Annotated in this window: 15 protein-coding genes; 13 read left to right on the forward strand and 2 right to left on the reverse strand. The window is 65.1% G+C overall.

Going from position 1 to position 14,634, the window contains the following annotated elements; genetic code table 11:
- Window positions 1–2: 2 nt before the first annotated feature.
- From HZZ16_RS18645 to HZZ16_RS18690, 10 genes are all read left to right on the forward strand, one after another.
- Window positions 3–1,064 carry an ABC transporter ATP-binding protein gene (locus tag HZZ16_RS18645; protein WP_197950336.1) on the forward strand — a complete coding sequence of 354 codons (1,062 nt, stop codon included), beginning with the start codon at window positions 3–5 and terminating at the stop codon, window positions 1,062–1,064.
- Complete coding sequence (locus tag HZZ16_RS18650) at window positions 1,061–1,258, forward strand: hypothetical protein (RefSeq protein WP_197950338.1); 198 nt, start codon at window positions 1,061–1,063, stop codon at window positions 1,256–1,258. The genes HZZ16_RS18645 and HZZ16_RS18650 overlap by 4 nt, the downstream gene beginning before the upstream one ends.
- The gene (locus tag HZZ16_RS18655) at window positions 1,255–2,670 is read left to right on the forward strand and encodes an amidase (protein WP_197950341.1); all 1,416 of its coding nucleotides are present in this window, start codon (window positions 1,255–1,257) and stop codon (window positions 2,668–2,670) included. Before HZZ16_RS18650 ends, HZZ16_RS18655 begins: the two co-directional genes overlap by 4 nt.
- Entirely contained in the window at window positions 2,667–3,644 is a 978-nt protein-coding gene (locus tag HZZ16_RS18660; protein ID WP_197950344.1) for an ABC transporter ATP-binding protein, read from the forward strand. Before HZZ16_RS18655 ends, HZZ16_RS18660 begins: the two co-directional genes overlap by 4 nt.
- 104 nt (window positions 3,645–3,748) lie before the next feature.
- Entirely contained in the window at window positions 3,749–4,018 is a 270-nt protein-coding gene (locus HZZ16_RS18665) for a GlsB/YeaQ/YmgE family stress response membrane protein (RefSeq protein ID WP_197950346.1), read from the forward strand.
- 257 nt (window positions 4,019–4,275) lie between these two features.
- The gene (locus HZZ16_RS18670) at window positions 4,276–6,024 is read left to right on the forward strand and encodes a type I secretion system permease/ATPase (RefSeq protein ID WP_197950349.1); all 1,749 of its coding nucleotides are present in this window, start codon (window positions 4,276–4,278) and stop codon (window positions 6,022–6,024) included.
- A 10-nt stretch (window positions 6,025–6,034) separates the two neighbouring features.
- Window positions 6,035–7,366: an HlyD family type I secretion periplasmic adaptor subunit gene (locus tag HZZ16_RS18675; protein ID WP_197950351.1), complete on the forward strand. Its 1,332-nt coding sequence runs from the start codon at window positions 6,035–6,037 to the stop codon at window positions 7,364–7,366.
- 164 nt (window positions 7,367–7,530) lie between these two features.
- Complete coding sequence (locus tag HZZ16_RS18680; RefSeq protein WP_197950354.1) at window positions 7,531–9,000, forward strand: AMP nucleosidase; 1,470 nt, start codon at window positions 7,531–7,533, stop codon at window positions 8,998–9,000.
- A gap of 46 nt (window positions 9,001–9,046) precedes the next feature.
- Window positions 9,047–9,355 carry a DUF1488 family protein gene (locus HZZ16_RS18685; RefSeq protein WP_246510203.1) on the forward strand — a complete coding sequence of 103 codons (309 nt, stop codon included), beginning with the start codon at window positions 9,047–9,049 and terminating at the stop codon, window positions 9,353–9,355.
- Window positions 9,356–9,493: 138 nt separating this feature from the next.
- Window positions 9,494–10,261: a hypothetical protein gene (locus HZZ16_RS18690; protein ID WP_197950357.1), complete on the forward strand. Its 768-nt coding sequence runs from the start codon at window positions 9,494–9,496 to the stop codon at window positions 10,259–10,261.
- 36 nt (window positions 10,262–10,297) lie between these two features.
- Here HZZ16_RS18690 and HZZ16_RS18695 read toward each other — a convergent pair whose 3' ends face one another.
- Window positions 10,298–10,780, reverse strand: coding sequence for a CinA family protein (locus tag HZZ16_RS18695; RefSeq protein WP_197950360.1), 483 nt, complete (start codon window positions 10,778–10,780; stop codon window positions 10,298–10,300).
- Between the two features lie 141 nt (window positions 10,781–10,921).
- On the opposite strand from HZZ16_RS18695, the gene HZZ16_RS18700 reads away from it, so the two are divergent.
- From HZZ16_RS18700 to HZZ16_RS18710, 3 genes are read left to right on the forward strand one after another with little or no spacing between them, the layout of a single operon-like run.
- Window positions 10,922–11,980, forward strand: coding sequence for an amidohydrolase family protein (locus tag HZZ16_RS18700; protein ID WP_197950363.1), 1,059 nt, complete (start codon window positions 10,922–10,924; stop codon window positions 11,978–11,980).
- Window positions 11,981–12,005: 25 nt separating this feature from the next.
- Window positions 12,006–13,118: an amidohydrolase family protein gene (locus tag HZZ16_RS18705; protein WP_197950365.1), complete on the forward strand. Its 1,113-nt coding sequence runs from the start codon at window positions 12,006–12,008 to the stop codon at window positions 13,116–13,118.
- 52 nt (window positions 13,119–13,170) lie between these two features.
- On the forward strand, window positions 13,171–13,584 hold the full coding sequence (locus HZZ16_RS18710; protein ID WP_197950368.1) for a Rieske (2Fe-2S) protein: 414 nt from the start codon (window positions 13,171–13,173) through the stop codon (window positions 13,582–13,584).
- 138 nt (window positions 13,585–13,722) lie between these two features.
- Here HZZ16_RS18710 and HZZ16_RS18715 read toward each other — a convergent pair whose 3' ends face one another.
- Window positions 13,723–14,622: a transcriptional regulator GcvA gene (locus tag HZZ16_RS18715; protein ID WP_197950372.1), complete on the reverse strand. Its 900-nt coding sequence runs from the start codon at window positions 14,620–14,622 to the stop codon at window positions 13,723–13,725.
- Window positions 14,623–14,634 lie beyond the last annotated feature (12 nt).

Here is a 14,634-nt window from a genome sequence, read left to right on the forward strand (position 1 = left end):
CCATGAGCGAAACCAACACCTCCGTCGCCATGCTCGAGCCGGTCGAGGACCGCGGCGGCGTTGCGCAGCCGCTGCTTCAGGTCAACGGTTTGACCAAGCACTTTCCGGTGCGCGGCGGCCTGTTCGCCGCCAAGCGCACCGTGCGTGCCGTCGACAATGTCTCCTTCTCCGTCGCCAAGGGCGAGACGGTCGGCATCGTCGGCGAATCCGGCTGCGGCAAGTCCACCACCGCGCGGCTCCTGATGCACCTGATGCCGCGCGATGACGGCGACATCATCTATGACGGCATGACCGTCGGCCAGTCGCTGAGCTTGCGCGAGCTGCGCCGCGGCATGCAGATGGTGTTCCAGGATTCCTACGCCTCGCTCAATCCGCGCCTAACGATCGAGGAGTCCATCGCCTTCGGCCCGAAAGTCCATGGCATGGCCGATGGTGCGGCGCGCATCCTTGCGCGCGAGCTGCTCGGCAAGGTCGGCCTGCGCCCGGAAAACTTCGCGAGCCGCTATCCGCACGAGATCTCCGGCGGCCAGCGCCAGCGCGTCAACATCGCCCGTGCGCTGGCGCTGTCGCCGCGGCTGGTGATCCTGGACGAGGCGGTCTCGGCGCTCGACAAATCCGTCGAAGCGCAGGTGCTCAACCTGCTCGCCGATCTCAAGCGCGAATTCGGCCTCACCTATCTCTTCATCAGCCACGACCTCAACGTGGTCCGCTACATCTCGGACCGCGTGCTGGTGATGTATCTCGGCGAGGTCGTCGAGCTCGGCCCTGTCGACCAGGTCTGGGACAGCCCGGCGCATCCCTACACCCGCGCGCTGCTCGCCGCGATGCCCTCCTCCGATCCTGATCGCCGCACCGAGACGCCGCCGATCACGGGCGACCCGCCCAATCCGATCGATCCGCCGTCGGGCTGCCGTTTCCACACCCGTTGTCCGTTTGCGGAGCCGCTCTGCGCAAATGCGACACCAAAGCTCACTGCGCTGGATAATATGGGCCACGAGGCCGCGTGCTACATGGCGATACCGGGTTCAGGCCATAGCCGCGCGCCCAGGGGAGAAATCGCATGACGAGACCGACACCGAAAGAGATCAAGCCGATCGCGCACATCGCCGGCGTGCCCGTGGACGACGAGATCGCAACCCGCATCTCCAATGCCATCGGCCCCGCCTTCGAAGGCTTCGCCGCCATCGCCGGCACGCTGCCGTTCGATTTGGAGCCCGCCACCTATGTGCTCGCGCAGATGCAGAAGGTGTCGAAATGAGCCGTGAGCCCGCTCTATTGACGCTCACCGAGGTCGCGCGCGCGATCGCGATGAAGCAGGTGTCCTCGCACGAGGCGACGCGCGCGCTGCTGCAGCGCATCGCGCAGTGGCAGCCGCATCTCAACGCCTTCATGTCGATCGAGGCCGAGGCTGCATTGAAAGCGGCGGATGCCGCCGATTCCGAGCTCGCCAAGGGCAATGTCCGGGGTCCCCTGCATGGCGTGCCGCTCGCGCACAAGGACATGTATTACGATGCCGGCCACGTCACGACCTGCGGCTCGCTGATCCGCCGCGATTTCGTGCCGACCGTCACGTCCACCGCCTTGCAGCGGCTGAAGGACGCCGGCCAGGTCCGGCTCGGCACGCTGCATCTTGCCGAGTTCGCCTACGGCCCGACCGGCCACAACGCCCATTACGGGCCGGTGCGGAATCCCTGGAATGTCGCCCATATCACCGGCGGCTCCTCATCGGGCTCCGGCTCGGCCGTGGCCGCTCGCCTGACCTATGCGGCGCTCGGCTCGGACACCGGCGGCTCGATCCGCATGCCCGCGCATTTCTGTGGCGTCACAGGCTTGAAGACCACCGTAGGCCGCGTCAGCCGCGCCGGCGCGATGCCGCTGTCGCAATCGCTCGACACCGTCGGTCCGCTCGCTCGCACCGCCGAGGATTGCGCGCTTCTGCTGGCGCTGATGGCCGGGCCCGATCCCGCCGATTCGACCTGCAGCCATGAGCCGCTCTCGGACTACGTCGCGGCCACCAAGAGCTCGCTCAAAGGTCTGAAGATTGGCGTGCCCGCCTCGTTCTATGTGGACGATCTCGACGGCGAGGTCGCGCGCGTGCTGGACGAGACCATCGCGGTGCTCAAGCGCGAAGGCGCCGACATCGTCAATGTCGAGCTGCCGGACCAGCGGCAATTGTCCTCGGCCAGCCAGCTCGTGCTCGCCGTGGAAGCCGCCGCCTTCCACAAGCGCTGGATGATCGAGCGTCCACAGGATTACGGACCGCAGGTCTTGATGCGGCTTCAGAACGGCCTCGCCGTTCCCGCCATCACCTATCTGGAAGCGATGCGTTGGCGCGGGCCGGCGCTCGCGGCCCACAATGCCGCGACAGCAGGCGTCGATGCGGTGATCGCACCGGCGTCCCCGGTGCCGGCGCCGACGATCGAGGAGAGCGACGTCGGCGGCGGCCCGAACGCGCCGGCGCTGCTGCAGCGGCTGACGCTGTTCACCCGCCCGGTGAACTTCCTGGGCCTGCCGTCACTGACCATTCCATCGGGCTTCACCAAGACCGGCCTGCCGGTCGGAATGCAGCTGATCGGCCGCTCCTTCGACGAAGCCACCCTGCTGACCATTGGCGCCGCGTTCCAGCGCGTCACCGACTATCACGACCGATTGCCGAAGCTGCCGTCATGACAAACCTCGTCGAGATCTCAGGCCTCAACATCCGCTTCACCGGCGAGCGCACGGTCTATGCCGTGAACGATCTCAGCCTCTCGCTCGGCAACAGCGAGGTGCTGGGCCTGCTCGGCGAATCCGGTTCGGGCAAGAGCGTGACGCTGCGTGCCTTGATGCGGCTATTGCCGAAGAAGCGCACGCAGATTTCGGGTACGGTCAACGTCTTGGGACAGGACGTGCTGGCCATGAACGACGAGCAGCTGTCGTCGTTCCGCGGCCAGACCGTCTCGATGATCTTCCAGGAGCCGGCGCTGGCGCTCGATCCGGTCTACACGATCGGCGCGCAGATCGCCGAAAGCGTGGTGCGCCACGAGGGTAAGAGCTTTGCGGAAGGGCGCGCGCGGGCGCTGGAGATGCTCGAGGTCGTGCGCATTCCCTCGGCCAAGCGCCGGTTAGATGCCTATCCGCACGAAATGTCGGGCGGCATGCGCCAGCGCGCCATGATCGCGCTGGCGCTCGCCTGCCGGCCGAAGATCCTGTTGGCGGACGAGCCGACCACCGCGCTCGATGCCACCGTGCAGATCCAGATCCTGCTCTTGCTGCGCGAACTTCAGCGCGAGTTCGGCATGTCCGTCATCTTTGTCACCCACGACATTGGTGTTGCGATCGAGATCTGCGACCGCGTCGCGGTGATGTATGCCGGCCAGATCGTGGAGCAGGGGACCTTGCGCGACATCGTCCGCTCGCCGGTCCACCCCTACGCCAAGGGCTTGCTCGCCTCCACCATCCACGGCGCCAAGCGGGGCCAGCGGCTGGAGACCATCCCCGGCACGCCGCCGTCGCTGGCCGAGAAGCCGCACAATTGCTCCTTCGCTCCCCGCTGCAAGCTCGCCGAGCCGCGCTGCCTGGAGCAATTGCCCGGGAATGTCGCGGTCGGGCCGGGTCGGGCGGCCCGATGTGTCCTGGCGGAGCCGGCCACCGTGCCGTCATAGTTCGGATGAGTTGAACCGGGCTGCGCGAGCCTTCCCAGCATTCACACCCCATTCATCCCGGTTCCCGTTCCATGGCTCCCGTTCACGCAGAGGGGACCTCACTGATGTACATTTCCAACGAAGGCCTGCTCGTCATCCTGTTCGTCGGTCTCGTCGCCGGTTGGCTCGCAGGCAAGATCGTGCGTGGCGCCGGGTTCGGCATTATTGGCGACATCGTGATCGGCATCTGCGGTGCGCTGGTGGCGAGCCTGCTGTTTCCAAAGCTTGGTATCCGCCTCGGCACCGGCTTGATCTCCGAGATCGTCTATTCCGCAATCGGCGCGGTTATCCTGCTGCTGGTGGTGCGGCTGGTGCGCGGCGGGGGCCGGCTGTAGCCAGCCGCTCGGTTCGATGGATCGGAACTTGCCAACTCTGCTGGCTGAGGGCTGCGGCCTCTGCACCAAAAAGCCGCAAAGACTGTGAAATACCGGACTTGCGTGCGAGGCCGTCGGGGATAGATGTGGCCCATCAGGGCTCTGGATGAACTCGGCTGCGTTGGACGCAGAGTGAACAGGATGTTAATCCGGGTCGAGTACCCTGAATTGCCAGTGAAATCAGGGGCTGTGGCCCCCACCTGAAAGAGATCAGACTGATGGCAGCCAACCCTGGCGTCCGCCGTTCGGAGCTCGGTGACGCCTTGCGCGCTTGTCGCACGGCTTTCATCGGCGTCGGCCTGATGAGCTGCATGATCAACCTGCTCTACCTGACCGGGTCGATCTTCATGCTGGAGGTCTACGACCGCGTGCTGCCGAGCCGCAGCATCCCGACCCTGGTCGGCCTCATCATCCTCGCCAGCTTCCTCTACATGGCGCAGGGCGTGCTCGATATGATCCGCAACCGCATCTTGGGGCGGATTGGCACCTCACTGGACGAGGCCCTCAATAAGCGCGTGTTCGATACCATCGTGCGTCTGCCGCTGCTGGTCGGGAGCCGCAACGAGGGCCTGCAGCCGCTGCGCGATCTCGACAATGTCCGCTCCTTCCTCGGCGGCATGGGCCCGAGCGCGTTCTTCGACCTGCCCTGGCTGCCGCTCTATCTCGCCATCTGCTTCGCCTTCCATGTCCTGATCGGCGTCACCGCGCTGGTCGGCGCCATCATCCTGGTCGGGCTGACGCTGGTCACCGAGTTCATGTCCCGCCAGCCGGCGAAGGAGGCAATGGGCCTCGCCGCCCAGCGCAACGATCTCGCCCAGGCCAGCCGCCGCAACGCCGAAGTGATGGTGTCGATGGGGATGGCCGGCCGGATGAACCAGCGCTGGAGCGAGGCCAACGAAAAATACCTCGCCGGCAATCAGCGGGCGAGCGACGTCGCTGGCGGTCTCGGCGCGGTGGCAAAGGTGCTGCGGATGATGCTGCAATCAGCCGTGCTCGCGGTCGGCGCCTATCTCGTCATTCATCAGGAGGCGACCGCCGGCATCATCATCGCCGGCTCGATCCTCTCCGCCCGCGCGCTCGCCCCTGTCGATCTCGCCATCGCGCATTGGAAATCCTTCGTCGCGGCGCGCCAGAGCTGGCAGCGCCTGACGCGCCTGTTGGAGCAGATGCCGGCGCAGGCGATGCCGACCCAGTTGCAGGCGCCGACCAGCCGGCTCTCGGTCGAAGGCGTCGCTATGGTGCCGCCCGGCGATCAGCGTCTCGTGGTGCAGGATGTCACGTTCGCGCTCGCCGCCGGCAACGGCCTCGGCGTGATCGGCCCGAGCGGCTCCGGCAAGTCGTCGCTGATCCGCGCGCTGGTCGGCGTCTGGCAGCCGATGCGCGGCAAGGTGCGGCTGGACGGCGCGGCGCTCGATCAATGGTCGAGCGACGCGCTCGGCCGCCATATCGGCTATCTGCCGCAGGACGTCGAATTGTTCGGCGGCACCATCGCGCAGAACATCAGCCGGTTCGATCCCGAGGCCACCTCCGAGGCGATCATCGCCGCGGCCAAGGAGGCCGGCGTGCACGAGATGATCATCAAGATGCGCGAGGGCTACAACACGCAAGTCGGCGAGCAGGGCGCCGCGCTCTCCGCAGGCCAGGCCCAGCGCGTGGCGCTGGCGCGCGCGCTCTACGGCAACCCTTTCCTGATCGTGCTCGACGAGCCCAATTCCAATCTCGACACCGAAGGCGATGAAGCGCTGACCCGCGCCGTCCGCTCGGCGCGCGAGCGCGGTGCCATCGTCGTGGTGGTGGCGCACCGGCCGATCGGCGTCGAGGCGGTCGACCAGATCCTGGTGCTGCGCGATGGCCGCATGCAGGCGTTTGGCCCGAAGGAGCAGGTGCTCGCCCAGGTGCTGCAGCCGCGCGTGACGCCGCCGGCCCCGATCAAGATCGTCAGTGAAGGCGGAGTGGCCAAACCATGAGCACGAAGCCATGAGCACGTTGCCCATCGGCGGCACCAAGGCGGCCGCGAAGACCGTACGCGACTCCATCAGGTTCCACCTGATGCTCGGCCTCGCGATCGTTGTGGTCCTGGTCGTCGGCCTCGGCGGCTGGGCCTCGACCGTCCTGATCTCGGGCGCGCTGATCGCGCCGGGCCAGATCGTGGTCGAATCCAACGTCAAGAAGGTGCAGCATCCGACCGGCGGCGTGGTCGGCGAGGTGCGCGCCCGCGACGGTGACCTGGTCAAGTCCGGCGACATCGTGGTGCGGCTCGACGACACCGTCACCAAGGCCAACCTTGCCATCGTCACCAAGAATCTCGATGCGGCCCAGGTGCGTGCGGCGCGATTGCAAGCCGAGCAGCGCGGTCTCGATCGAATCGAATTCCCGCAGAGCCTCATCGAGCGGGCGGGCGATCCCGACGTCAAGGCGCTGCTCGCGGCCGAAACCAAGCTGTTCGACGTTCGCGTCAACGGCCGCACCGGGCAGAAGGCGCAGCTGCGCGAACGCATCACGCAGCTCAACGAGGAGATCGCAGGTCTCAGTGCCCAGGAGAAGGCCAAGGACCAGGAGATCGCGCTGGTGCAGAACGAGCTCACCGGCGTGCGCGAGCTCTACGAGAAGCGCCTGGTGCAGATCTCGCGCCTGACCCAGCTCGAACGCGACTCAGCCCGCCTCAACGGCGAGCGCGCGCAGTACATCGCCTCGCGCGCCCAGGCCAAGGGCAAGATCACCGAGACCGAGCTCCAGATCATCCAGATCGACAAGGACGTGGTCAGCGAGGTCTCCAAGGACCTGCGCGAGACCAATGACAAGATCGGCGAGCTGATCGAGCGCAAGGTCGCGGCCGAAGACCAGCTCCGCCGCGTCGACATCCGCGCGCCGCAGGACGGCATGGTGCTGCAATCGACGGTGCACACGATCGGCGGCGTCGTCACCGCCGGCGACACATTGATGCTGATCGTGCCGCAGGCCGACGATCTCCAGGTCGAGGCCAAGGTCAATCCGGTCGACATCGACAAGCTCCAGATCGGCCAGAAGACGCTGCTGCGCCTGTCGGCATTCAACCAGCGCACCACGCCCGAGCTCAACGGCGTCGTCAGCCGCGTCTCGCCCGACGTCACCACCGACCAGCGCACCGGCCAAGGCTATTACACCATCCGTGTCTCGATGCCGCCGGAAGAGATCGCCCGGCTCGGCGAGGTCAAGATGATCCCCGGCATGCCCGTGGAAGCCTTCGTCCAGACCGGCGACCGCACCATGCTGTCCTATCTGATGAAGCCGCTGCACGACCAGCTGATGCGGGCGTTCCGCGAGAAGTGACGCGCGATAAGCGCGTCACCTTCCCTCGTCATTGCGAGCGTAGCGAAGCAATCCAGACTGTCTCCGCGGCGAGATTTCTGGATTGCTTCGCTGCGCTCGCAATGACGACTTGGCTGGCAATTTGCTATACTGCGATGGCAAAACATCAATCCGGCGGTCGACGCATGCAATCCCCTCCCTCCATCGCCACCGAATCCTTCACCGATGCGGACCTCGCCGTTGCCCGCCTCGAAGAGATCTACGAGCGCAACACTAAATTCTTGCGCGATCGTTTCGAGGCTTACGTTGGCGGCGAAGCAATCACGGCCCGAGTGCGCGCCTACTACCCCTTCGTCCGTATCACCACCGCGACCCATGCGCGGCTGGATTCGCGTCTCGCTTACGGCTTCGTTGCCGGACCTGGCGTGCATGAAACCAGCGTGACGCGGCCGGATCTGTTCCGCAGCTATCTCACCGAGCAGATCGGCCTCTTGATCCAGAACCACGGCGTGCCCGTCGAGGTCGGCGAGTCAGTCGAGCCGATCCCGATCCACTTCGCCTATCGGCGCGACATCAATATCGAAGCCGCCATCACCACCAGCGAGAACTCGCTCGTTACACGCTCACTGCGCGATGCGTTCGACGTTCCCGATCTCGCGACCATGGACGATTCGATTGCCGACGGTACCTTCGAGCTCCAGCCCGGCGCACCCGAGCCGCTGTCGCTGTTCCGCGCCGCCCGCGTCGATTACTCGCTGCGCCGGCTCTATCACTACACCGGCACCGATCCCGAATATTTCCAGAACTTCGTGATCTTCACCAATTACCAGTTCTATGTCGACGCCTTCGCGCAAGCGTGCCAGCAGCGGCTGCAGTCCGGCGAGGCCGGCCTCGACGCTTTCGTCGGGCCGGGCAACGTAATCATGCAGAGCGGCGGCGCCATCAGCGGCACCGCGCCGGCTCGCGCGCCGCAGATGCCGGCCTTCCATCTGGTCGTGTCAGGCTATCGCGGCATCACGCTGATCAACATCGGCACTGGTCCGTCCAATGCGCGCAACGTCACCGACCACGTCGCGGTGCTGCGGCCGCATGCCTGGCTGATGCTCGGCCATTGCGCCGGCCTGCGCAACACGCAGCGCCTCGGCGACTACGTGCTCGCGCACGGCTATGTGCGCGAGGATCACGTGCTCGACCGCGAGCTGCCGCTGTGGGTGCCGATCCCGGCGCTGGCCGAGATGCAGGTCGCGCTCGAGGAGGCGGTCGAGGACGTCACCGGGCTTGAAGGCTTCGAGCTCAAGCGCCTGATGCGTACGGGCACGGTCGCGAGCGTCGACAACCGCAATTGGGAAATTTCCGGGCCCGAGGTGATCCGCCGCCTGTCGCAGTCGCGCGCGGTGGCGCTCGACATGGAATCGGCCGCGATCGCGGCCAACGGCTACCGCTTCCGCGTTCCCTATGGCACGCTGCTGTGCGTGTCGGACAAGCCGCTGCATGGCGAGATCAAGCTTGCGGGCATGGCCAGCGAGTTCTACCGCCGCCGCGTCGGCCAGCATCTCGAGATCGGCCTGAAGGCGCTGGAGCGACTCAAGCAGCAGGAATCGGAGCGGCTGCATTCGCGCAAGCTCCGCAGCTTTGCCGAAGTGGCATTCCAGTAGGGCCGAAGCCGCACTTTGCTGCTGACAAGCGGAGCGATTTTCAGCATTGTCCGGCGCGGGGCTCGACCGGGACGCTTTGATGCCGCTCATGCGCGATAAGATCATTGGCCATGATCTGGAACGGCTGGCCTTTCGCTTCACCATGCTGAACGACGGCGAGGTCGTGCAGTGCCAGATCAGCGACGCCGCGATGGACGAGCTCGCGGGCATGCAGGGCACCGAAAGCAGCGCGCGTCAGGCGCAATTCCTGTCGTTGCGCGAGACCATCGAGCGGATCGCGTCGGATCTCTACGACGAAGCACCGCGATTCCCAGGCTATGTGGTGCGGATTTTCATGCGGCATTTGGCAAAATAGTCCAGCCTGCATACGATCCGCCAGGCGGTGAAAGGATTGGCTGCGAAAGGATTCGTTAACGGCAGCCTGTAGTTGCAATGGATGGCGCCGACCCGGCGTGCGATGATGTCTCGCGGTAATTCACGCCAACATTCTCGCATGACCAGAAGATCACTCCTGCTGCTCGTCGCCGTCGCCCTGCTGGCCGGAAATCTGGCATATGCCAGCCTCTCCGGGCCCAGCGGGTTTGCACGCGATTTCGATCAGAACCTCGCGCGATTCCCACTGGCGGCGTCTATCGCCCGCAGCGATCCCGCTCTCCGGGAGGTCTTGCTCCGAAAGACCGAGGCGGCCTTCAATGAAGGCGGATGGCCCGCTGCCAATGGCGTGCTCAACATCATTCTGGCAAACGAGATGGAAGCCTATGCCGATGACGAGCACATCAATGCACTGGATCGGGCGGAGCTGGCAGCCCTTCTGAAGCTGATGAGCGACCCATTGGCATGCAAGTCCTTCCTCATGGCGGGTTTCCAGCGCGGCGAGTTTTCGGACGCCGCGCAACAACTTGCGGAGCTTGGGGCGGCTCACGGGGCGGCGATCGCAAACGGATTCGAACGCAAGATAAAAGGTGTCGCCCGGGCGCAGGCTGACGACGAAGAGCTCAGAGCGATCGAGATGCAATTGCGTCTGGGGCCTTTCGCGGAGCTCACCCGCCAGGAGCTCGGGGCACAGTCGAGATACCTCGACGGCAACCCCGCTCTGATGTGCAGCGCAGCCATCAAGAAGCAGCTCAATCTGCTGTCAGCAGACAGTGTTTACTCAGCTTACGCCTCGCGCCTGCGGCGAGCCAGGGATAGCAAAATCGATGTCGTGGAGGTCCGCGCGAAGCTGTGCCGCGAACCCGGTAATGGCTTGTCTTGCCCCTGAGCAGGGGCATCGATGGTGAGATGAGCGTGGGCCCGCTCACCCCTCAAGCCTCCTCAACATTAGCTTCAGCGCCGTCGCGGCAAACACCTGCATGTTGCCGAACCGGTCATCGCTTCCCGTCTCCAGCGTCATCACCTCCACCGCCGGCCCCGCAACCGCCATGCAGCTGTGGCCGGCGGCGTCGCCGTAGCGGTTGCCGGTAGGGCCGGCTGCGCCGGTTTCCGACAGCCCCCAGTCGCATCCGAAGCGGCTGCGCATCTGCTCGGCCAGCAATCGTGCATAGGGCTCGGACGAGGAGCGGAAGCCCTTCATTCCTTCGTCCGAAATATCCATCAGCACGCGCCTGGCATCGCGCGTATAGACCACCGCGCCACCAAGGAAATAGGCGGAAGCGCCGGGCACCGCGAGCAGGCTGGCCGCGATCAGGCCGCCGGCGGAGGACTCGGCGACCGCAATGGTCTGCTTGCGCGCGATCAGTTTGGCGGCGATCTGTTCCGCAATGCCCACGAGCTCTTTCATGTCGCAACCCCTCATTCCTTCGCAACCGAGCTCAGCCTTCCTAGCATATGACAGGATGCTTGGCCGAGTTGCGGGCGGCGGGCAGGCCTGCTTGAATGGGATAAGAAGAGACATGCGAGGAAACGTGAGAAGGGAGACGTGATGGCGTCCCTGATCGCCGGCGGCATCGATTGCGACGTGCATCCGGCCGTGCCGCATCTGACCAGCCTGCTGCCGTACCTGAACGATTATTGGCGCGATCAGGTGACGACGCGCGGCATGGTCGACCTTATCTCGCAATCCTATCCACAGAACTCCCCGATCACCGCGCGACCGGACTGGCGTCCCGAGACCGGCAAGCCCGGCGAGAGTCTGGCGGCCATGCAGCGCCACGTGCTCGACCCCTTCCAGCTCAAGCATGCCATCTGCAACCCGCTCTATGGGGTTCAGATGGTGTTTTCGGAAGACATGCAGGCCGCCTTCTGCCGCGCGCTGAACGATTGGCTGGCAAAGGAATGGCTCGATCGCGACGCCCGGCTGCGTGGTTCGATCGTGATCCCGACGCAAAGCATCGAGAAAGCCGTTGCCGAGATCGAGCGCTGCGCACCGGACAAGCGCTTCGTGCAGGTGCTGATGCTGGTGATGGGCGATACGCCGCTCGGCAAGCGCGCGCTGTGGCCGATCTACGAGGCCGCGGAACGTCTGGAACTCCCGATCGGCATCCACGCCGGTTCCGCCTATCACAATCCGCCGACCGCGGTGGGCTGGGGGTCCTATCACATCGAGGATTATGTCGGGCAGGCCCAGGCGTTCCAGACCCAGCTCACCAGCCTGATCGTCGAGGGCGTGTTCGCCAAATATCCGCGGCTGAAAATGGTGATGCTGGAGTCCGGCGTGTCCTGGATCGCACCCTATCTCTGGCGGTTGCACAAGTTCTGGCGCGGGGTGCGGATGGAGACGCCGTGGGTCGATCGCGCGCCGCTGGAGATTGTGCGCAGCAACATCCGCTTCTCGTTACAGCCATTTGATGCGCCGCCGGAACCGGAGACATTAATTCGCCTGTTTGAGCATATGCAGTCGGACGAATTGGTCCTATTCTCCACGGACTATCCGCACTGGCAGTTCGACGGCCAGGACGCGCTGCCCGAAGGGCTGTCCCCCGATCTCGTGCGCAAGATCATGATCGACAATCCGCATGCAACCTACCCCCGCCTGAAATGAGCCCGCTGCCAAAGGAGGCAAGGCGATGAATATCCAGTTCCGCGAGAACCAAGAAGCCGCTTCCCCACTGACCGTCAAACCCGCGATCGCGGACTGCGACATCCATCCGGCACGAACGACCCCCACCGAGCTCTATCCCTACCTCGCCAAACGCTGGCAGCATCACCTCGAGATCTACGGCGTCCATGCCTATCAGGGCATGATGGAAGGCCCGCCCTATCCGAAGGCCCAGCCCAACGCCTCGCGCCGCGATGCCTATCCGCCGGAAGGCGGCCCGCAGGGCTCCTCGCTCGCCTTCATGCAGAAGCAATTGCTCGATCCCAACAACGTGCAGCTCGGCGTGCTCAACCCGCTCAACACCGGGCAGGGCATCCGCAATCACGAGCTCTCGGCCGCTCTGTGTTCGGCGATCAACGATTGGCAGATCGACAAATGGACCAGCAAGGACAAGCGGCTGAAAGCCTCCATCGTCGTCGGTAATGAAGATGGCCCGTCGGCGGCCGCAGAGATCCGCGAGCGCGCCGGGGACAAGAACTTCGTGCAGGTGCTGCTGCTCAGCCGCAATGTCGAGCCGCTCGGCCAGCGCCGTTACTGGCCGATCTATCAGGCCGCGGAAGAGGCCGGCCTTCCCGTTGGCGTGCACGCCTTCGGCTTCGGTGGCAACCCGATCACACCCTCAGGCTGGCCGTCCTATTACATCGAGGAGATGGTCGGGCATTCGCAATGCCAGCAATCGGCTTTGGCGAGCCTGGTGCTGGAGGGCGTGTTCGAGCGCTTCCCGAAACTGAAGATGGTGATGATCGAGGCCGGCTTCGGCTGGGCGCCGTCGCTGTGCTGGCGGCTCGACAAGGCCTGGCAGCGGCTCAGGAGCGAGGTGCCGCATGTAAAGCGCCCGCCGTCGGAATATATCCGCGAGCAGGTGTGGTGGACGACGCAGCCGATGGAGGATCCTGAAAGCCGCGAGGATCTGTTCGACGTCATCAAATGGATCGGCTGGGACAAGCTGTTGTTCGCGACTGACTATCCGCACTGGGATTATGACGAGCCCTCGCGCGTGCTGCCGGCGGGAGTCAGCGAGGCCAATCGCGAGGCGTTCTATCTCGGCAATGCGAAAAAGCTGTACGGGATCACCGCATGATCCGAAAAAGTGTGAAGCGGTTTTTCGATCAGATCATGCGGAAAACATAAGCATGGCGCGGCACGTCATTGCGCCAGTGGATGAACTTCCGCCCGGCACGCGAAAATTCCTGGAGATCGAAGGGCGGCCGATCGCAGTCTTCAACATTAAGGGCGAATATTTCGGCCTGATGAACCGCTGCCCGCATCAGGGCGCGGCGCTGTGCGAGGGTCCGCTGATCGGGCTCGCGCAGTCGCGCAATCCCGGCGAGATCGAATACACCAAGCTGGGGGAGATCATCCGCTGCCCCTGGCACGGCTGGGAGTTCGATATCCGCACCGGCCAGTCCTATTGCGATCCGCGCCGTTTCCGCGTGAAGGCCTACCCCGCCCATGTCGAGCCGGGCGCCAGCGTGGTGAAGGGACCGTATGTCGCCGAAACCATCCCGGTGAAAGTCGAGAGCGATTACGTGGTGGTGGAGCTGTAACTCTCGCTGTCATTCCGGGGCGCGCGTAGCGCGAACCCGGAATCCATCGTGCGACAGAAATGCTAGGAGAAATGGATTCCCGGCTCGCCTCTTCGAGGCGCCCCGGAATGACAGCGGGGCGGGAAGCCGCTGTTTTCTTCACGCCTTATTCTGCGCTGCCGCGAGCACCCATCGTCGGAATGCGGCAAGCTTCGGCGCCTCCCGGCGTCCCTCGGGTGCGACCAGGTAGAACCCGGCATCGGCCGGCAGCGCGATCTTGAATGGAACCACGAGCCGGCCCTTGGCGATGTCATCCCGCACGTACGATGTCCGTCCCATAGCGACGCCGATGCCGTCGATCGCCGCCTGGATGGTCATGAAGATCATGTCGAACGTGATGCCCGGATGCCGCGCGATATCGGCCGGCAGGCCCGCCGCGGTCAGCCATAGCCGCCAGTCATCGCTGTTGGTGTTGGATGTGTGCAGCAGTGGATGGTTGCGCAGGTCCTCGGGGCGGCGCAGCGGCTTGTCGCCGCGCAGCAGCGACGGGCTGCAGACCGGAAACAGCTCGTCCGCCATCAGCCAGTCGGCGCGCAGGCCCGGCCATTGGCCGCGGCCATAGCGGATGGCGGCATCGACGTTGTCGCGCTGGAAGTCGACGAGGCTGGTCGAGGTGGTGATGCGCACGTCGATGCCTGGATGCTGCTCCTGGAAATCGGTCAGCCGCGGCAGCAGCCATTTGGCGGCGAGCGAGGCCAGAGTCGACACCGTCAGCACCTTGTCGTCCTCTTTCCGCAGCAGGCGGTCGGTGGCGAGGCGCAAATCGTTGAAGGCGGCGCGAACGCCCGGCAGATAGTCGCGCGCCTCCGGCGTCAGCGCCAGCGCCCGGTTCTGCCGGATGAACAGGCGGATGCCGAGCTCCTCCTCCAGCCTGCGGATCTGATGGCTGATCGCGGTCTGGGTCACGTTCAGCTCGCTGGCTGCGAGCGTGAAGCTGAGATGGCGCGCGGCGGCCTCGAACGCCCGCAATCCGTTCAGGGAGGGCAATCTGGCAGTCATTTGGCAGCAGGA

Origin of the sequence: Bradyrhizobium glycinis, assembly GCF_016031655.1 — a bacterium.
Lineage (GTDB): Bacteria > Pseudomonadota > Alphaproteobacteria > Rhizobiales > Xanthobacteraceae > Bradyrhizobium > Bradyrhizobium glycinis.